Here is an 18,356-nt window from a genome sequence, read left to right on the forward strand (position 1 = left end):
TCGCGACACAAGGCCGTTCCTACAGGACGGCGCCAACCTTGCAGCCACAAAAAAGCCCGCAACGATGCGGGCTTTTTTGCGGCTGGCAGTTCGATCAGAACCGGTAGACTTCCATATCGGTACGAATCGGTGCAGCCATCGGGATCTTGGACTTCTCCGGCGCCTTTTTCACCTGCACCGGTGCAGCTGCCTTCTTCGGCGCCTCTTCGGCAATGGCAGGCTGGTTGGCCAACGGCTTCACTGCGGTGCTCAACTGCTCGGCCAGCTTCTGCAGCAACTGGCCCTGCGCCTGCACCTGCGACGCCTCGCTGCCCTCGTGCTGCTGCTCGAGGTGAACGATGCGGTTGTCGCGTACATGGCCACGGCGGTCCAGCAGGCGCCACTGGGCATCCAGGATGGCCGGCTGGTCCTTGCCCGAGTCCAGGCGAGTGATCGACAGCAGCACCTGCACGTCCGGAGTGAAACCGGCGGTCGCCGGCGCCAGCACCACGCGCTGGCTGTCCAGGCGCCAGGCAAGCTGGCGCACCAGCAGCTGGTCGATATCTGCCGAAAGGCTACCGGCCCAACGACCGTCGGTCGCCGAACTCAGGCTACCGTCGGCCTGACGCTGCAGAAATGTTTCGCGTTGCAGGTAATCGGCCACCGATACCGGGCCGAGCACCACTGCCATGCCTGCACTCTGCGAAGGCTGGCCAGGATCACCACTGTCAAGCTGGTACAGGGCAACCGGCTGGTGCATGGTGCACCCGCCTAGGCCCAGCAGGCCAGTCATCAACAGCGCAAATGGAAGGCGCAGAAGTTTCATCATCCCATCCAGGCGGTCGCCAACAGGCCAACCGCAGTGATACATATAAATTCAAACGGGCACACGGCCACGCCGGCACCGCAAGGGCCATATCATCCGCGAAATAACCGTCCGACTCCAGCATTTCTGCCCGGAACGGCGCTGAAATTGCCGCTCCAGACATTTCAACCGGTTATGCCGGCACTTCCACCTGCAATCCGTCGACTCGTTGGAACCCTCGCGGCAGTTTGTTGCCGCGCCGTCCACGCTCGCCCTTGTAATGTTCGAGGTCGTCCGCTTTCAGGGATAGGGTACGCTTGCCGGCTTGCAATACAAGTGTCGCACCCTCGGCAATCACCGCCAGATCGGTAACAAATTCTTCACGACTGGCCACCCGATCGCCTGGCACCCCGATGATCTTGTTGCCCTTGCCTTTGCCCAGCTGGGGCAGGTCGCTGACCTTGAACACCAGCAGACGGCCTTCGGTGGTCACTGCCGCCAACCAGTCCTGCTCGCGATTGGCGACCAGCCGCGGGGTCATCACCTTGGCACCGTTGGGCAGGCTGAGCAAACCCTTGCCGGCCTTGTTCTTGGCCTGCAAGTCTTCGCCCTTGACCACGAAGCCGTAGCCGGCGTCCGAGGCCACCACGTACAGCGCATCGTCATCCGGCAACAGCACGCATTCAAACGTAGCCCCGGCTGGCGGCGTCAGGCGGCCGGTCAGCGGCTCACCCTGGCCCCGCGCCGACGGCAGGCTGTGGGCGGCCAACGAGTAGCTGCGGCCGGTCGAGTCGATGAGCACGGCATACTGGTTGGAGCGCCCGGTGGCTGCGGCCTTGAAGCCGTCGCCAGCCTTGTACGACAGGCCGGTGGCGTCGATGTCGTGGCCCTTGGCACAGCGTACCCAGCCCTTTTCCGACAGCACCACGGTGACCGGCTCGGTCGGCATCAGCTCGTTTTCCGACAACGCCTTGGCCTCGGCGCGCTCGACGATCGGCGAGCGGCGGTCGTCGCCATAGGTTTCGGCATCCTTGATCAGCTCGCTGCGTACCAGCTTGCGCAGCTTGGCATCGCTACCCAGCAGGGCCAGCAGTTTGGCCTGCTCTTTCAGCAGCTCGTCCTGTTCGCCACGGATCTTCATCTCTTCCAGGCGCGCCAGTTGCCGCAGGCGAGTCTCGAGGATGTAGTCGGCCTGGATCTCGGTCAGCTCGAAACGGGCGATCAGCGCCTGCTTGGGCTGGTCCTCGGTACGGATGATGTGGATCACCTCGTCCAGGTTGAGGAACGCGGTCAGCAAACCTTCCAGCAGGTGCAGGCGCTTCTCCACCTTGTCCAGACGGTGCTGCAGACGGCGACGAACGGTAGCGGTGCGGAACTCCAGCCACTCCAGCAGCAGCGCCCGCAGGTTCTTCAACTGCGGGCGGCCGTCCAGGCCAATGATGTTGACGTTGACCCGGTAGGTGCTTTCCAGGTCGGTGGTGGCGAACAGGTGCTGCATCAACTCGTCGACATCCACGCGGTTGGAGCGCGGGATGATGACGATGCGGCACGGGTTCTCATGGTCCGACTCGTCGCGCAGGTCGGCGACCATCGGCAGCTTCTTGGCCTGCATCTGCGCAGCGATCTGCTCCAGTACCTTGGCCCCGGAAACCTGGTGTGGCAGCGCGGTGACGACGATATCGCCGTCTTCCACGCGGTACACCGCACGCATGCGGATCGAGCCGCGGCCGCTTTCGTACATCTTGAGGATTTCTGCCCGCGGCGTGACGATCTCGGCCTCGGTCGGGTAGTCCGGCCCCTGGATGTGCTCGCACAGCTGCTCGATGCTGGCCTTGGGCTCGTCAAGCAGGCGCACACAGGCCGTGGCCACTTCGCGCAGGTTGTGCGGCGGCACGTCGGTGGCCATGCCCACGGCAATACCGGTGGTGCCGTTGAGCAGGATGTTGGGCAGGCGCGCCGGCAGCACGGCCGGCTCCTGCAAGGTGCCATCGAAGTTCGGCACCCAGTCCACGGTGCCCTGGCCGACTTCGCTGAGCAGCACTTCGGCATAGCGCGACAGCCGCGCCTCGGTGTAGCGCATGGCGGCGAACGACTTCGGGTCATCCGGCGCACCCCAGTTGCCCTGCCCGTCGACCAGGGTGTAGCGGTAGCTGAACGGCTGCGCCATCAGCACCATGGCCTCGTAGCAGGCCGAGTCGCCGTGGGGGTGGAACTTGCCGAGCACGTCGCCGACGGTACGCGCCGATTTCTTGTGCTTGGCGTCGGCATCGAGCCCCAACTCGCTCATGGCATAGACGATGCGACGCTGCACCGGCTTCAGGCCATCGCCGATGTGCGGCAGGGCGCGGTCCATGATCACGTACATGGAATAGTTGAGGTAGGCCTGTTCGGTGAAGTCAGCCAGCGAGCGGCGTTCAACGCCGTCCAGGCTGAGTTCCAGTGAGTCGCTCATGCGGGCCTCGTCATTTCAGGTTCTGGCGCAGCAGCATGGTGCCGCCGCGCTGGGTAAATTCAAGTTGTTTCAGGGCACTCATGCCCAGCAATACGGTTTGCCCATCCAGGCCCGGCACCACGATGGCGCGCACATCGTGCAGGCGGATATCCCCCAGCTGCAGGCTGGCCAGGCGCGTCCGGTAACCTTCGGTGCGACCGTTGGCGGTACTCAGCTGCACCGGGCTGCCGCGCTCCAGGCCCAGCTCGCGGCCCAACGCCTCGGGGATCGCCACGTCGGTGGCGCCAGTGTCGAGCATGAAGTGCACGACCTGGCCGTTGATCGCGCCATCCATCACGAAGTGGCCCTGGCCGTTGCCCAGCAAGCGCACTTCGATGAAACCTTCGCCATGCGACGATTGCACCTGGGCATTGGGGTTGCGCTGGCGCTCTTCCCATTGGCCGAAGAAGCGCGTGGCAAGGAACAGCGCCGCCGCCCAGGCGACGATCATCAGTACCTTGCCAGCCCGCTTGCCCGGTGCCTGGCTCATGGCTTGGCGCTCCAGCCGCCCTGCGGTGCATCGAAACGCCAGACGATCGGACGCGTCTCGCCATCGGCACGCGCGCCGTTGTTGTTGTCCACACCGATCCAGGCACCTTCGGCATCGATTACCAGTGCCTCGGCCAGGCCGTACGGTTGCTGATAGCGGCGCGACTCGACCAGCGCGTCGGCAGCGAACGACCAGCAGCGCTCGACTTCACCGTTGTCGGCAGCACGCCGGCAGATGCGGTAGGCGTTGCGTTCGAGGGTGAACAACTTGCCCTCGAACCAGGCCAGGTCGGCAAAGTCACGCGACTGGGCCTGGGCATCGGGCATCTGCGGCGGTTGCATCTCGACCCCGGCTTCGCTCAGCAGGACGCAGCTGCGCCCGCAGGTCCACACCGACTGCTGGCGCTCGATAGCCACCAGGCCACGCCGCTCACGTTCGGCGGCCAGCCACAGGCGGTCGCCCGCCGGGCTGATGGCCAAGCCTTCGAACAAGGCATTGAAGTTCAGCAGCATGCCGCTGGCCCGGGCCTGGCGGACCATGGCCGGGTCGATCTTCAGCCAATCCACCTGGCCGTCCAGCGGCAGCTGCAGTACGCCGGCATGGGCCTCGCTGACCAGGTACAGGTTGCCCGCCTGGTCGCAGGTGATGCCTTCGAAGTCCAGCTCACCCCCGCGAATATACGACGCCGCCCAGTTGCGCGACTTCAGGCCCCAGGGCAGGCCGCTTTCCGGCACCGGCGGCGCGGTGAAGGACAGCGGCTGCGCACGCCAGGTCGCATCCTGCCGGTCGAAGCGGTAGATGCGATCGTCGTCGCGGTCGGACACGCCCCACAATGCGCCCCGGCATTCCACCAGGCCGGACAGGTTGCCCCCGCGCATGCCGTCGATCGGGTGTTCGCCGCTCAGCTTCAGCTCTGGCCAGTTGCCCGCCAGGCTCGGCAGGGCAAGCAGCGCCAGGCAGGCAGCCAGAAGCCACCGAATCAAACCATGACCTCGGCCAGGTTGCCCTTGGTTTCCAGCCAGCTCTTGCGGTCGCCCGCGCGCTTCTTGGCCAGCAGCTTGTCCATCAGCTCGCAGGTGGCCTGCACGTCGTCCAGGGTCAGTTGCACCAGGCGCCGGGTGTTCGGGTCCATGGTCGTTTCACGCAGCTGAGGCGGGTTCATTTCGCCCAGGCCCTTGAAGCGGGTGACCTGCGGCTTGCCGCGCTTCTTCTCGGCCACCAGGCGGTCGAGGATGCCATCGCGCTCGGCCTCGTCGAGGGCATAGTAGATTTCCTTGCCCAGGTCGATGCGGTAAAGCGGCGGCATGGCCACGTACACATGGCCAGCCTCGACCAGGGCACGGAAGTGCTGGACGAACAGCGCGCAGAGCAGCGTGGCGATGTGCAGGCCGTCGGAGTCGGCGTCGGCGAGGATGCAGATCTTGCCGTAGCGCAGTTGTGCAAGGTCGGTGGCACCCGGGTCGACGCCGATGGCCACGGCGATGTTGTGCACTTCCTGGCTGGCCAGTACTTCGCCGCCGTCCACTTCCCAGGTGTTGAGGATTTTGCCACGCAGCGGCAGGATCGCCTGGAACTCCTTGTCGCGTGCCTGCTTGGCCGAACCACCGGCCGAGTCACCTTCGACCAGGAACAGCTCGGCCCGCATCGGGTCCTGGCCGGCACAGTCGGCCAGCTTGCCGGGCAGCGCCGGGCCCTGGGTGATGCGCTTGCGCTCGACCTTCTTGCTGGCCTTGAGGCGGCGCCCGGCATTGCTGATGGCCAGCTCCGCCAGTTGCATGCCCAGCTCGGGGTGGGCATTGAGCCACAGGCTGAAGGCGTCCTTGACCACACCGGAAACGAACGCTGCCGCCTCGCGCGACGACAGGCGTTCTTTGGTCTGCCCGGAGAACTGCGGGTCCTGCATCTTCATCGACAGCACGAAGGTGATGCGTTCCCAGACGTCTTCCGGCGCCAGCTTCACCCCACGCGGCAGCAGGTTGCGGAATTCGCAGAACTCGCGCATGGCGTCCAGCAGGCCTTGGCGCAGGCCGTTGACATGGGTGCCACCCTGGGCGGTGGGAATCAGGTTGACGTAGCTTTCCTGGATGCTGTCGCCACCTTCGGGCAGCCACAGCAGGGCCCAGTCGACGGCTTCCTTGTTACCCGCCAGGCTACCGCAGAACGGCTCGTCGGGCAGGCGCTGGAATTCGTTGACCGAGTCGACCAGGTAGGAACGCAGGCCGTCTTCGTAGTGCCACTCGACCTTCTCGCCGCTGGCCTTGTCCTCGAAACTGACCAGCAGGCCCGGGCACAGCACGGCCTTGGCCTTGAGCACGTGCTTGAGGCGGCTGATGGAAAACTTGGGTGAATCGAAGTACTTGGGGTCGGGGCTGAAGTACACGCTGGTGCCGGTGTTGCGCTTGCCAACCGAGCCGATCACTTCCAGTTCGCTGGCCTTGAAGCCATCGGCGAAAGTCATCTGGTATTCGTTGCCGTCGCGCTTGACGCGTACGCGCACCTGGGTCGACAAGGCGTTGACCACCGAGATACCCACACCGTGCAGGCCGCCGGAAAACTGGTAGTTCTTGTTGGAGAACTTGCCGCCGGCGTGCAGCTTGGTGAGGATCAGCTCGACCCCGGACACGCCCTCTTCCGGGTGGATGTCCACCGGCATGCCGCGGCCATCGTCGCTGACTTCCAGCGAGTGGTCGGCATGGAGGATGACCTGCACCGAACGGGCGTGGCCGGCCAGGGCTTCGTCGACGCTGTTGTCGATGACTTCCTGGGCCAGGTGGTTGGGGCGGCTGGTATCGGTGTACATGCCCGGCCGCTTGCGGACCGGGTCAAGGCCCGAGAGGACTTCGATGGCGTCTGCGTTATAGGCGCTAGCGCTGGGATTGGCCATGGGGTCTCGTCGTCAGTCTGGTGAATGCAAAAAGTCAAAATACAGAAAAATCGAGCGCTGCATACTGCCCACGGGCAATGCCGGCGAAGGCCAGCAGTGCCGGCAGGCGCTCGGCGAAGCCCTGAAAACTGTGGTCGCCGCCAGCCTGGATGCGCAGGGCACAGCCACGGTAATAGCGTTCGGCGTGGCGATAGTCCAGGGTTTCATCGGCGGTCTGCAGCCACACTTGATAGCGGCTGGCGTCCACCGGCGCCGGTACTTCCAGCTCGGCCAGGGCCTGCACATGGTCATGGGTCAGTTCCCAGGTTTCACCGCTGTAGTGATTGCGCTGGGTGCCGAGGTACCCGTCGAAATGCTTGTGCGGCGTTACCGCCGGGTTCACCAGCAGGGCCTTGAGGCCATGGCGCTCGGCCAGATGGGTGGCATAGTAGCCGCCGAGCGAACTGCCTACCAGCAGTGGTGCACCCAGTTCGGCGATGGCCGCTTCGAGCTGGGCGATGGCCTGGCGCGGGTGGTGGTGCAAGGCGGGCACGCGCAACTGGTCGGCCATGCCGAGCTGCTGCATGACAGCCGCGAGCTGGCGCGCCTTGGTCGAAAGCGGCGAACTGTTGAAGCCATGGATATAGAGGATGGAACCCGACATGCTGCCCCCGGTAATCTGTGGCTTGGCGCCTGATGATGCGGGCGCAGGGACGCGCAGTGTAGCGCGTTCGCCGGGTTTTGACGCAGTGCCATGGATTTCGCAACAATTTCATCAACAGCGCCGGTGTCGCTGCGCGCCCCATCGCTGGCGATCGGCTGGGCAACAGCCGCAGGGTCATCAATACCCCGGGCTATCGAAGTCGAGCTTCACCTCGAAGTCCAACGCCCGCTCCACTCCGGTCTCCAACCGCCCGTCGGCGTGCAGGCGCAACCAGCGGTACCCAGGCTGCTCTTCACTGACCTTGAAGTCCTCGCTGCCTGCCGCGAACTGAATGCAGGTGGACGGCGTGGCCAGCAAACGGCGACCCGCGCGCATTTCATCCCAGGGTTGGTGCACATGCCCCCAGAGCAGCGCCCGCACCTGTGGATAAGCGTCGACGATTGCAAACAGCGCCTGCGCGTTGCGCAAGCCGATCGGCGCGATCCAGGCGCAACCGATGTCCACCGGCTGATGGTGGAAACACACCAGGCAGTGCCGGTCGCCCGCCGACGCCAAGGCCGCTGTCAGCAGCGCCAGCTGATCATCCTGCAACCACCCGTGGGTCGCCCCGGGCACCGCCGTGTCGAGCATGACGATGCGCCACGCACCGATATCGGTCACCGCCTGCACCAGCTCGGGGGCAACCTGCGCCATCAGCCGCGCCTCGTCATGGTTGCCTGGCAACCAGCGAGTGGGCACGGCGAACGGCGCGGTCAGTTCGCGAAAGGCTTCATACGACGCCACGCTGGCATCCTGGGACAGGTCACCGGTGCACAGCAGCAGGTCGACAAGTGTTTGCTCGCGGCGCACCTGGGCTACCACATGGCGCAGGCTGTCGCGGGTATTGAGGCCCAGCATGCTGCCGGCCGGGTCGGCGAACAGGTGGGCATCGGTCAGTTGCACCACATGCACGGGGCGCGATTGATCTGGCTGCGGCAACGGCCGTCTCCTCGAACGGATTCAGCACGGATTATGGCGGTACAACGGTTGCGAGCAAACACCCGCAGCCAAACCACGTCACAATTCAGCGAACGCTTGCCAGCTCGTGGCCGCAGGCCAGGCAGTGGCTCAGCCATTCACCCAGGAACAGGTTGAGCTGGGCCTTTTCGTCCGGCTGGTGCATGGCCGCGTTGGGATAGGGGTAGATGCTGCGCAGGCGCCGGGCATGCTCGGCGCTGACCACTTCGGCCATGCGCGCATCGTGGTACACCTGCACTTCCAGGTGCGGTACCGGCAACCATGGCAGGCTGTGCTCCTGGCGCACGTGCAAGGTGGTGGTGTACGGGCACGCGAGCACCACGTCGAGCACCAGTACGCCGAGCATCTGGTCGCCCTGGGTCATGCCGATGCGACGCGAGCTCTGGGTGGTGCGCATGTCTGGCAACAGGCGCATCAGCCGGGCGTAGTTGGCCTCGCAGGCTGCCTGCAGCCCGACCAGGTCGACCCGATAACGCTCGCGCAGCAGGTTCACTTCCACATACCTCGTACTTCGTCACGGTTCAGCGCCAGCCATTGCAGGCCGATGATGGTTGCCGCGTTGCAAACGCGCCCGTCGCGCACGGCCTGCAAGGCATCTTCAAACGACCATACGCGCACGCGAATGTCTTCGCCCTCTTCCTCCAGGCCGTGCAGGCCACCCGCGCCTTCGCTGCTGCAACGGCCGAGGAACAGGTGGACGTACTCGTCACTGCCACCGGGCGACGGGAAGTAACGGGTCATCGGCCACAGCGCGCTGAAGGCCAGGCCGGCTTCCTCTTCGGCTTCGCGATGGGCGACCTCCTCGGGTTGCTCATCCTTGTCGATCAACCCGGCGACCAACTCGATCAGCCAGGGGTTGGCGGTCTTGCCCATGGCCCCCACCCGGAACTGTTCGATCAGCACCACTTCATCGCGCAGCGGGTCATAGGGCAGCACGCACACCGCATCATGGCGCACGAACAGTTCGCGGCTGATCTCGCGGCCCATGCCCCCGGCGAACAACTCGTGGCGCAGGTGCACCTTGTCGAGCCGGTAGAAGCCCTGGAAGCAGTTTTCCCGCTTGACGATCTCGACCGCCTTGGGCACTGGGTTCAACGTGTCTGACATGGAAATCCTCATTACCTCGTTTACAGCATCGCGCCATCCTACTCCGCACGCCAGCGGGTTTCACCCCTTTCCGGTTACCGTTCGCGCAGTCGGGACAGCGCGCCCGCTCTCTGTTAGCTTAGTGGCGAACTGAAGGCCGCGCAGACGGTCAAAGGCCGACTTTCCCTGTTCTGCAAGGATCACCATGACACTTGTCAAACTGACTTCCGTGGCCGTGCTGGCCCTGGCCCTGGGCGCCTGCCAGAGCCTGTTCACGCCCAATTACCGGGCGCCGCTCGAGGTCAAGCGCGATGCCTGGGAGCATGTCAAACCCGGCTGCAGCGAAAGTGACTGCCCGCTGGTGAACATCGACACCATCCACTTCCCGGCCCTGCCCAAACTCGACGGCATCGTCGAAAAACGCCTGCTGCAGTTGACCGAAGACAACCAGCACGGCAACACGCCGACTACCCTGCAAGCCTACGAGCAGCAATACCTGGCCACTGCCGACAAGCGCAACAGCAGCTACCTGCAGGCCAAGGTACGTGAACAGCATGACGGCTTGGTGATCATCGAGTTGTCCAGCTACCTGGACAGCGGCGGCGCCCACGGCATGCCCGGTCGCGGCTTCATCAACTATTCGCGCAAGCTGGACAAGGTACTGACCCTGCAGGACATGCTGCTGCCCGGCCAGGAAGATACCTTCTGGAAAACCGTCGAGGAATCGCACCGTGCCTGGCTGATGAGCGTGGGCATGGACAAGGACGCCGAGTTCATCAAGACCTGGCCATTCAAGCACTCGCCGCACATCGCCCTGACCTACGGCGCGGTGGTGGTGAAGTACGAGGTCTATGCCATCGCGCCCTACTCCATGGGCCACGTGGAACTGAAAATCCCCTACCCGCGCCTGAATGGCGTACTCAAGCCTGAGCTGTTTCCCGGCCGCGGCTGAAACCCAGCAGCCCATGCACCAGCCCTGCCAGTAGCAATGCCGGCAGGGTCGCCCCCAGGTCCGGCGCCTGTGCGGCGATGACATGGTAAGCCGCCACGCCCACCACCCACGCCAGCAACGCCTGCCAGTGCAGGTTGCGTACCTGTAGCGGCAGGCGCCGACGACGGATCAGGTAATGGTCCACCAGCACCACGCCGAACAGCGGTGCGAACACCGAGCCGATCAGCAGCAGGAAGTTCTCGTACTGCGCCAGTGGCGCCAGCAGCGCGATCAGGGTACACAGCACGCCAATGATCAGCGCCAGGTGCTCGACCTTCAGGCGCACCAGCACGCCTGTGGAGACTGCCGCCGAGTGAATGTCGGCGAAGGCCTTCTCCGCCTCGTCCAGCAGGATCAGCAGCAGCGGGATGCCCATGCCAGCCCCTGCCAGGGCCAATAGCAAGGCGTTGGCTTCGGCACTGGCAGCGAAGGCCAGGGTGTAGGCCACGCCCAGGCTCATCAGCCAGGTGTTGCCGATGAAATAGCCCACTACCGTGCCGCCGAACACATGCTTGCCGTTGCGGGCGAAGCGCGAGTAGTCAGCGATCAGCGGCAGCCAGGACAACGGCATGGCGATGACGATGTCGAAGCCCACCGCCAACGACATCGAGCCGTCGCCGGCACGCTGCCACAACTCGGCCAGGTCGGCCTTGGCGAACAGGTTCCAGGTCAGCCACAGGCAGGCGCCCAGCAGCAGCCAGATACCCCAGGCGCGCAACACCTTGCGCACGAACGCCAGCGGCCCGCTGACCGCGAGCAAGGTGGCCAGGGCGCCAAAGCACAGGGTCCAGAGCATCGGGCTGTTCCAGGCACTGGCGTCGCCGAATGCGCGCGCGCCCAGCAGGCTGGCGGCATCGCGCATGACGACGATTTCGAACGCGCCCCAGCCTACCAGTTGCAACAGGTTCAGCAGTGCCGGCAAGCGCGCGCCGTAGCCGCCCAGGCTGAGTTTCAGGGTGCCCATGGCCGACAGGCCAGTATCGCTACCGATGACCCCGGCGGCGCCCAGCAGCAACACCCCGACAGCAGTGCCCAGGGCAATCGCCAGCATCGCGCTGGCCAGGCCCAGGCCAGGCGCCAGCATGGCGCCGACCTGCAACACCATCAGGCCGATGCCCAGGGAGAACCACAGCGAGAACAGGTCGCGGGCGCCGAAGATGCGCTGGGCGGTGGGGACCGGGTGTTCGGGGGAGAATTGGCTGGGTGATGTCATGCTTGCAGGCACTCGGCAAGGTAATTTGATTGGACGCGGTCGTGGCAGGAGCGGCCTTGTGTCGCGAAAGGGCCGCAAAGCGGCCCCGGGCTTTCAGCCTCGCGACTGAAATTGCCGGGGCCGCTTCGCGGCCCATCGCGACACAAGGCCGCTTCTACAGGGTTAGCACTGCGGCTTAGACCTTGTGGTACAGCTGGCTGCCTTCCTGGCGGAACCGCTCGGCCTGCTCGCGCATGCCCTGCTCGACCGTCACGTCCACGGTCTCGATCTTGGCAGCGTATTCACGTACTTCCTGGGTGATCTTCATCGAACAGAACTTCGGCCCGCACATCGAGCAGAAGTGCGCGACCTTGGCCGATTCCTTCGGCAGGGTCTCGTCGTGGAAGGCACGGGCGGTGTCCGGGTCCAGGCCCAGGTTGAACTGGTCTTCCCAACGGAACTCGAAGCGCGCCTTGGACAAGGCATTGTCACGAATCTGCGCGCCCGGATGGCCCTTGGCAAGGTCGGCAGCATGCGCGGCGATCTTGTAGGTGATGATGCCGGTCTTCACGTCATCCTTGTTCGGCAGGCCGAGGTGCTCCTTGGGAGTGACGTAGCAGAGCATGGCGCAACCGAACCAGCCGATCATCGCGGCACCAATGCCCGAGGTGATGTGGTCGTAGCCTGGGGCGATATCGGTGGTCAGCGGGCCGAGCGTGTAGAACGGCGCCTCGTCGCAGCACTCCAGCTGCTTGTCCATGTTTTCCTTGATCAACTGCATCGGCACGTGGCCGGGGCCTTCGATCATGCACTGCACGTCGTGCTTCCAGGCGATCTTGGTCAGTTCACCGAGGGTTTCCAGCTCACCGAACTGCGCAGCATCGTTGGCGTCGGCAATCGAGCCCGGGCGCAGGCCGTCGCCCAGCGAGAAGCTGACGTCGTAGGCCTTCATGATCTCGCAGATCTCTTCGAAATGCGTGTACAGGAAGTTTTCCTTGTGATGCGCCAGGCACCACTTGGCCATGATCGAGCCACCGCGGCTGACGATACCGGTGACGCGCTTGGCGGTCAGCGGCACATAACGCAGCAGCACGCCGGCATGGATGGTGAAGTAGTCCACACCCTGCTCGGCCTGCTCGATCAGGGTGTCGCGGAACAGCTCCCAGGTGAGGTCTTCGGCTACGCCATTGACCTTTTCCAGGGCCTGGTAGATCGGCACGGTGCCGATCGGCACCGGCGAGTTGCGGATGATCCACTCGCGGGTTTCATGGATGTGCTTGCCGGTGGACAGGTCCATGACCGTGTCCGAACCCCAGCGGATGCCCCAGGTCAGCTTGGCCACTTCTTCCTCGATCGAGGAACCCAGGGCACTGTTGCCGATGTTGCCGTTGATCTTCACCAGGAAGTTGCGGCCGATGATCATCGGCTCCAGTTCGGGGTGGTTGATGTTGGCCGGGATGATCGCGCGGCCACGAGCGATTTCCTGGCGAACGAATTCGGGAGTGATTTCCTTGGGGATATTGGCACCGAAGCTGTGGCCGGCGTGCTGCTCGTTCAGCAGGCCAGCGGCGCGGGCCTCCTGCAGCTTCATGTTTTCACGGATGGCCACATATTCCATCTCGGCGGTGATGATGCCCTGGCGGGCGTAGTGCATCTGCGAGACGTTGGCGCCGGCCTTGGCACGGCGCGGGTTGCGCACGTGGGCGAAACGCAGCTTGGCCAGCTCGGCATCGTTCAGGCGCTGCTGCCCGAAGTTGGAGCTCAGGCCGTCCAGGCGTTCGGTATCACCGCGCGCTTCGATCCACGCCGAACGCACATCGGCCAGGCCCTTGCGCACGTCGATGACCACGTTGGGGTCGGTGTACGGGCCCGAAGTATCGTAGACCAGCACCGGGGCATTGGCTTCGCCACCGAAATCGGTCGGGGTATCGTCCAGGCTGATTTCACGCATGGGTACGCGGATGTCAGGGCGCGAGCCTTCGACATACACTTTGCGCGAACGCGGGAAGGGTTGCACGGACTGCTGATCGACTTGTGCCGATTCGCTGAGGTTTATCGCTTTTTCTTGTTTGGTCATCACAGGCTCTCCAGACGGCTTCCAGGCAGTGGAATGTCGGGGTGAACCTGAAAGGCGCGGACGCACCCCTTTACGGGTGCAGTGCCGGATATGGGGGTGCCTGAAGCTGCATGCAGCTGTGACATTCCCGGACCTGGCACAAGAGGCTGGCCGGGAAGGCGAGCAATCTTGTTCCCTACGCAGGCGCTAACCTGATCAGGTTCAACGGGATCCGCAACTTTGCGATCTCAGCCTTTGCTTCAAGGCACCCCGACAAGAACATGCGCAGTCTAGACTGGAGTGGTCGGCAAAGCCAAGCGGGTAAATGCGCGGATGATGAAAGGTACGCCGAGCATTGTTGCCGGGTGCGCATGGCACTACACTGGCCCGTCGCTCGATACTCAACAGTTCAGTAATTAAACTTCGTACAAGGATTGCCTCTATGCTGCGCAAACTCTCACTGGCAATAGCCGTGTCTTGTGCGTCCAACGGAGTGGTCTGGGCAGCGGACGTGCCCTCTACAGTGAAAACCGACCTGGTCAGCGTTTACCAGGAAGCGGTGGACAACAACGCTGACCTGGCCGCAGCCCGCGCCGATTATGGCGCCCGTCGCGAAGTGGTGCCGCAGGCGCGTGCCGGGTTGCTGCCAAACCTGTCGGCCGGTGCCGAGATGATGAACACCCGCACCAAGCTGGATGAGCCGTCGATGACCTCCAACCGCAGCGGCAACTCGTGGAGCGCGACCCTGGCCCAACCGATCTTCCGCGCTGACCGCTGGTTCCAGCTGCAGGCCGCCGAGGCCGTCAACGAACAAGCGGCACTGGAGCTGTCGGCCACCGAGCAGAACCTGATATTGCAAACTGCACAGAACTACTTCGCCGTCCTTCGGGCCCAGGACAACCTGGCTGCCACCAAGGCCGAGGAAGCCGCGTTCAAGCGCCAGCTGGACCAGTCCAACGAGCGCTTCGATGTCGGCCTGTCGGACAAGACCGATGTCCTCCAGTCGCAGGCCAGCTACGACACTGCACGCGCCAACCGGATCATTGCCGAACGCCAGGTGCAGGATGCCTTCGAGGCCCTGGTGACGCTGACCAACCGTGATTACACATCGATCCAGGGTGTTGTCCACACCTTGCCGGTGCAGGTACCGACCCCGAACGACGCCAAGGCCTGGGTCGAGACGGCCGGGCGCCAGAACCTCAACCTGCTGGCGACCAACTATGCGGTTGCCGCTGCCGAGGAGACGCTGCGCCAGCGCAAGGCTGGCCATGCGCCGACGCTGGATGCGGTGGCCAAGTACCAGAAAGGTGATAACGACAGCCTCGGTTTCACCAACCCTTCCCTGCCTGGGGTGCATTACAGCGGTGATGTCGAGCAGACCAGCGTCGGCCTGCAGCTGAATATCCCGATCTACAGCGGCGGCCTGACCAGCTCGCAGGTGCGCGAGGCCTACCAGCGCCTGAGCCAGAGCGAGCAGCAACGCGAGAGCCTGCGCCGCCAGGTGGTGGAAAACACCCGCAACCTGCATCGCGCGGTGAACACCGATGTGGAACAGGTGCAGGCGCGCAAGCAGTCGATCATCTCCAACCAGAGCGCACTGGAAGCCACCGAAATCGGCTACCAGGTGGGCACTCGCAACATCGTCGACGTGCTCGACGCCCAGCGCCAGCTGTATACCTCGGTGCGCGACTACAACAACAGCCGCTATGACTACATTCTCGACAACCTGAGCCTGAAGCAGGCCGCCGGCACCCTGAGCCCGCAGGACCTGCAGGACCTCAAGCAGTACCTGAAACCGGACTACAACCCGGACAAGGACTTCCTGCCGCCGGACCTGGCTGCGGCGGCGGCGAAGAACTTCGAACGGCGCCCCTGAAGCGTGCAGGAGCGGCCTTGTGTCGCGATGGGGCGCGCAGCGGCCCCGGGGGAGCACATTCGGTCATTGAGATGGACCGGGTTGGCTGTACTCGGGGCCGCTGCGCGGCCCATCGCGACACAAGGCCGCTTCTACAGGAATCGCAGCGCTGTGAAGATCTATGCGCAGATCAGATGAGGTTGCCAAGGCCATCGAGCAACCGCTGCAACGCCCCCTGATTGGCCTGCATCACCGCCCTGCCCGCCTCGCCCATGCGCTGGGCATCCTGCGGCAGCTCAATCAACCGGCGCACGGCCTCGGCCAAACCGTCGGCATCGTCCACCTGTTGCAACGCCCCCGCCTCGCGCAACATGGCGCTGATCTCGAGGAAGTTGAACACGTGCGGGCCCATCAGCACCGGCAGGGCCAGCGCTGCGGGCTCCAGCGGGTTGTGCCCACCGGTTGCTACCAAGCTGCCGCCAACGAAGGCAATGTCGGCCAATGCATAGAGGAAAAGCAACTCGCCCATGGTGTCGCCGACCAACACCTGCGTCTGCGCATCGACCGGAGTACCGGCCGAGCGACGCACGCAGCTGAACTGTTCGCTGCACAGCGTGTGCACCGCAGCGAACCGCTCAGGGTGGCGCGGCACCAGGATCAGCAACGCATCACCGTGTACCTGCAGCAACTGCCGGTGCGCCTGCAGGATCAAGGCATCCTCACCTTCGTGGGTGCTGGCGGCGATCCACACCGGGCGCTGCTCGGCCCCCCACTGTCCACGCAATGCCCTGGCCTGTGGCAGCAGTTGTTGGTCTACCTTCAGGTCGAACTTGATCGAACCGGTGACCTGCACGCACTCGGGGCGCGCGCCCAGCTCACGGAAGCGCTGGGCCTCGGTTTCGGTCTGCACGGCAATCAGGCTCATCTCGGCCAGCATCGGCCGGGTCAGTTTGGCGAAGCGCCCATAGCCACGGGCCGAACGCTCGGAAAGACGCGCGTTGGCCAAGGCCACCGGGATGCCACGCCGGGCACACTGGTGGATATGGTTGGGCCACAGTTCGGTTTCCATGATGATGCCCAGCTTCGGCCGCACATGGTCGAGGAAACGCCCGGCCGCCCAAGGCAGGTCGTACGGCAGGTAGCAATGCTGCACGCGTGGTTCGTCGGCGAACAGGGCGCGAATACGCTCGGAACCGGTGGGCGTCATGCAGGTCAGGGTAATCGGCAGCCCAGGGTAGGCCTCGAGCAAGGCACGCACCATCGGCGCCGCAGCGATACTCTCGCCCACCGAAACGGCATGCACCCATATGCCGCCCTGGCGCATGGCCGGCAGCTTGCAGGCAAAGCGCTCGCCGATGCGCTGGCCATAGGCCGGCGCCTTGCGCGCGCGCAGGTACAGGCGCAGCGCAACCAGCGGCAGGCCCAGGTGAAACAGCAAGGTATAGAGTGTTCTGTTCATGGCGGCGGAGTTTACCCGATCGCGCGCAGGTGCACTGCAAAGCGCTCGGCCAGCCACTGTGCGGCCGGGCCCAAGGGCTCGTCGCGGCGCCAGGCCAGCTCGGCCACCAGGGCCGGTGGTCGCCACTCGCTGTCCAGCTCGACCATGTGTGCCTGGTAGGTCGGGTATTGCACCACGTGTCGCGGCAGCCAGGCCCAGCCCAGCCCGCGCATCAACAGTTCGGCCATGGCGTAGAAGCTGTCGGCGCGCCACACCTGCGGGCTGATCGCCTCACCGCCCGGGTAGCCACTTTGCTGCGGGGTGATCAGCAACTGCCGATGGCGGGCCAGTTGCTGGCGGGTGACCCGGCCTTCGCCTGCCAACGGATGGCCGACCGCGCAGACGGTGACCATTTCCACGCTGCCCAAGGCACGCCGGTCCAACGAGGCCGGGATGCTTTCGTGATTGAAAAACAGCCCCAGGTCGGCACGTCGCTCCACCAGTTTGCGCGCGACATCGCCTTGCGCGCCGCTGGCCAGTTGCACTTCCAGGAACGGGTAGCGGCTGGCCAGTTCGTCGAGGCTGTCGATGACCGGCTGGTAGGGCATGGCTTCGTCCTGGGCCACCCGCAGCAAGGCCTCCTGCCCACGCATCAGCGCCAGCGCGCGGCCATCCAGGCGCTCGCATTGGCGCAACAGTTCACGGGCATCCAGCAGCAGGGCGCTGCCGTTTTCGGTCAACTTGGGCTGGCGCCCACTGCTGCGTTCGAACAAGGTGACCCCGAGGTCGGCCTCAAGCATGGCAATCGCACTGCTGATCGCCGACTGGGCTTTGCGCTGTTCGCGGGCCACGGCCGAGAACGAGCGCAGTTCGGCGACCCGCAGGAACGTGCGCAACTGTTCGAGGTTCCACTGTTCGGCCATCGACCTATCTCCACTGTTGATAGGTAATGACTTTACCCCATCCAGGGTGAGTCTAGAATCTGCGGCCTGTTACCGGAGGATCCCGTCATGAATGCCTACACCTACCTCGCCATCGCCATTTGCGCCGAAGTCATTGCCACCGCCTCGATGAAAGCGGTGAAAGGCCTGAGCACGCCGCTGCCGCTGTTGCTGATGGTGATTGGCTACGCCATCGCGTTCTGGATGCTGACCCTGGTGGTCCGTAGCATTCCGGTAGGGATCGCCTATGCCATCTGGTCGGGGCTGGGGATCGTGCTGATCAGTGTGGCGGCGCTGGTGATCTATGGGCAGAAGCTGGATGTGCCGGCCATGCTGGGCATGGCGATGATCGTGGGTGGGGTGGTGGTGATCCAGCTGTTTTCGAAGACGGCTGGGCATTGATGCCGCCTGCGAGGGCCTTGTCGCCGACAAGCCAGCTCCCACAGGGGTAGCGCAGGCCGCTGGGCCAACGCCCCCCCTGTGGGCTG

At 64.5% G+C, this 18,356-nt stretch carries 16 protein-coding genes and 1 riboswitch; of the genes, 3 read left to right on the forward strand and 13 right to left on the reverse strand.

Annotated elements, in window-relative coordinates; translation table 11 throughout:
- Positions 1-94: 94 nt before the first annotated feature.
- The 9 genes from ACJA3S_RS23295 to ACJA3S_RS23335 all read right to left on the reverse strand — a co-directional run bounded on the left by ACJA3S_RS23295 (position 95) and on the right by ACJA3S_RS23335 (position 9,416).
- Positions 95-805 (reverse strand): membrane integrity-associated transporter subunit PqiC, encoded by a 711-nt coding sequence (locus ACJA3S_RS23295; protein WP_406820139.1) that lies wholly within the window; start codon positions 803-805, stop codon positions 95-97.
- 172 nt (positions 806-977) lie between these two features.
- Complete coding sequence (gene parC / locus ACJA3S_RS23300; protein WP_406820140.1) at positions 978-3,236, reverse strand: DNA topoisomerase IV subunit A; 2,259 nt, start codon at positions 3,234-3,236, stop codon at positions 978-980.
- Between the two features lie 10 nt (positions 3,237-3,246).
- The gene (locus ACJA3S_RS23305) at positions 3,247-3,765 is read right to left on the reverse strand and encodes a TIGR02281 family clan AA aspartic protease (RefSeq protein ID WP_406820141.1); all 519 of its coding nucleotides are present in this window, start codon (positions 3,763-3,765) and stop codon (positions 3,247-3,249) included.
- Positions 3,762-4,748, reverse strand: coding sequence for an esterase-like activity of phytase family protein (locus ACJA3S_RS23310; protein WP_406820142.1), 987 nt, complete (start codon positions 4,746-4,748; stop codon positions 3,762-3,764). Before ACJA3S_RS23310 ends, ACJA3S_RS23305 begins: the two co-directional genes overlap by 4 nt.
- A complete protein-coding gene (parE, locus tag ACJA3S_RS23315) occupies positions 4,745-6,649 on the reverse strand; it encodes a DNA topoisomerase IV subunit B (RefSeq protein WP_170033045.1) in 1,905 nt (634 codons plus the stop codon). Before parE ends, ACJA3S_RS23310 begins: the two co-directional genes overlap by 4 nt.
- Positions 6,650-6,683: 34 nt before the next feature.
- Complete coding sequence (locus tag ACJA3S_RS23320; RefSeq protein ID WP_406820143.1) at positions 6,684-7,292, reverse strand: YqiA/YcfP family alpha/beta fold hydrolase; 609 nt, start codon at positions 7,290-7,292, stop codon at positions 6,684-6,686.
- Between the two features lie 177 nt (positions 7,293-7,469).
- On the reverse strand, positions 7,470-8,270 hold the full coding sequence (gene cpdA, locus ACJA3S_RS23325) for a 3',5'-cyclic-AMP phosphodiesterase (protein WP_406820144.1): 801 nt from the start codon (positions 8,268-8,270) through the stop codon (positions 7,470-7,472).
- A gap of 85 nt (positions 8,271-8,355) precedes the next feature.
- Positions 8,356-8,808 (reverse strand): DUF1249 domain-containing protein, encoded by a 453-nt coding sequence (locus ACJA3S_RS23330; protein ID WP_114170587.1) that lies wholly within the window; start codon positions 8,806-8,808, stop codon positions 8,356-8,358.
- Positions 8,799-9,416 carry an NUDIX domain-containing protein gene (locus ACJA3S_RS23335; protein ID WP_406820145.1) on the reverse strand — a complete coding sequence of 206 codons (618 nt, stop codon included), beginning with the start codon at positions 9,414-9,416 and terminating at the stop codon, positions 8,799-8,801. Before ACJA3S_RS23335 ends, ACJA3S_RS23330 begins: the two co-directional genes overlap by 10 nt.
- Before the next feature lie 184 nt (positions 9,417-9,600).
- On the opposite strand from ACJA3S_RS23335, the gene ACJA3S_RS23340 reads away from it, so the two are divergent.
- A complete protein-coding gene (locus tag ACJA3S_RS23340) occupies positions 9,601-10,347 on the forward strand; it encodes an RsiV family protein (RefSeq protein ID WP_170033052.1) in 747 nt (248 codons plus the stop codon).
- Here the strand turns inward: ACJA3S_RS23340 and cytX are convergent.
- Both cytX and thiC read right to left on the reverse strand, forming a co-directional pair.
- Positions 10,316-11,599 (reverse strand): putative hydroxymethylpyrimidine transporter CytX, encoded by a 1,284-nt coding sequence (gene cytX, locus ACJA3S_RS23345; RefSeq protein WP_170033054.1) that lies wholly within the window; start codon positions 11,597-11,599, stop codon positions 10,316-10,318. The genes ACJA3S_RS23340 and cytX overlap by 32 nt on opposite strands.
- Positions 11,600-11,774: 175 nt before the next feature.
- Positions 11,775-13,655: a phosphomethylpyrimidine synthase ThiC gene (gene thiC, locus ACJA3S_RS23350; protein WP_170033056.1), complete on the reverse strand. Its 1,881-nt coding sequence runs from the start codon at positions 13,653-13,655 to the stop codon at positions 11,775-11,777.
- A 155-nt stretch (positions 13,656-13,810) separates the two neighbouring features.
- Positions 13,811-13,917, reverse strand: a riboswitch (TPP riboswitch).
- Positions 13,918-14,076: 159 nt separating this feature from the next.
- Here thiC and ACJA3S_RS23355 point away from each other — a divergent pair.
- Positions 14,077-15,510: a TolC family outer membrane protein gene (locus ACJA3S_RS23355; RefSeq protein ID WP_170033058.1), complete on the forward strand. Its 1,434-nt coding sequence runs from the start codon at positions 14,077-14,079 to the stop codon at positions 15,508-15,510.
- Positions 15,511-15,679: 169 nt separating this feature from the next.
- Here ACJA3S_RS23355 and waaA read toward each other — a convergent pair whose 3' ends face one another.
- Positions 15,680-16,948 carry a lipid IV(A) 3-deoxy-D-manno-octulosonic acid transferase gene (gene waaA, locus ACJA3S_RS23360; RefSeq protein WP_406820146.1) on the reverse strand — a complete coding sequence of 423 codons (1,269 nt, stop codon included), beginning with the start codon at positions 16,946-16,948 and terminating at the stop codon, positions 15,680-15,682.
- 11 nt (positions 16,949-16,959) lie between these two features.
- On the reverse strand, positions 16,960-17,850 hold the full coding sequence (locus ACJA3S_RS23365) for a LysR family transcriptional regulator (RefSeq protein ID WP_406820147.1): 891 nt from the start codon (positions 17,848-17,850) through the stop codon (positions 16,960-16,962).
- A gap of 87 nt (positions 17,851-17,937) precedes the next feature.
- On the opposite strand from ACJA3S_RS23365, the gene ACJA3S_RS23370 reads away from it, so the two are divergent.
- Positions 17,938-18,270: a multidrug efflux SMR transporter gene (locus ACJA3S_RS23370; protein ID WP_170033064.1), complete on the forward strand. Its 333-nt coding sequence runs from the start codon at positions 17,938-17,940 to the stop codon at positions 18,268-18,270.
- Positions 18,271-18,356 lie beyond the last annotated feature (86 nt).

It is taken from the genome of Pseudomonas sp. KnCO4 (assembly GCF_045344305.1).
GTDB lineage: Bacteria > Pseudomonadota > Gammaproteobacteria > Pseudomonadales > Pseudomonadaceae > Aquipseudomonas > Aquipseudomonas anuradhapurensis.

Coding starts and splice junctions, on each gene's coding strand:
- ACJA3S_RS23295 (WP_406820139.1), bottom strand. CDS start 805: ATGAAACTTCTGCGCCTTCCATTTGCGCTGTTGATGACTGGCCTGCTG.
- parC (WP_406820140.1), bottom strand. CDS start 3,236: ATGAGCGACTCACTGGAACTCAGCCTGGACGGCGTTGAACGCCGCTCG.
- ACJA3S_RS23305 (WP_406820141.1), bottom strand. CDS start 3,765: ATGAGCCAGGCACCGGGCAAGCGGGCTGGCAAGGTACTGATGATCGTC.
- parE (WP_170033045.1), bottom strand. CDS start 6,649: ATGGCCAATCCCAGCGCTAGCGCCTATAACGCAGACGCCATCGAAGTC.
- ACJA3S_RS23320 (WP_406820143.1), bottom strand. CDS start 7,292: ATGTCGGGTTCCATCCTCTATATCCATGGCTTCAACAGTTCGCCGCTT.
- ACJA3S_RS23335 (WP_406820145.1), bottom strand. CDS start 9,416: ATGTCAGACACGTTGAACCCAGTGCCCAAGGCGGTCGAGATCGTCAAG.
- ACJA3S_RS23340 (WP_170033052.1), top strand. CDS start 9,601: ATGACACTTGTCAAACTGACTTCCGTGGCCGTGCTGGCCCTGGCCCTG.
- cytX (WP_170033054.1), bottom strand. CDS start 11,599: ATGACATCACCCAGCCAATTCTCCCCCGAACACCCGGTCCCCACCGCC.
- thiC (WP_170033056.1), bottom strand. CDS start 13,655: ATGACCAAACAAGAAAAAGCGATAAACCTCAGCGAATCGGCACAAGTC.
- ACJA3S_RS23355 (WP_170033058.1), top strand. CDS start 14,077: ATGCTGCGCAAACTCTCACTGGCAATAGCCGTGTCTTGTGCGTCCAAC.
- waaA (WP_406820146.1), bottom strand. CDS start 16,948: ATGAACAGAACACTCTATACCTTGCTGTTTCACCTGGGCCTGCCGCTG.
- ACJA3S_RS23365 (WP_406820147.1), bottom strand. CDS start 17,850: ATGGCCGAACAGTGGAACCTCGAACAGTTGCGCACGTTCCTGCGGGTC.
- ACJA3S_RS23370 (WP_170033064.1), top strand. CDS start 17,938: ATGAATGCCTACACCTACCTCGCCATCGCCATTTGCGCCGAAGTCATT.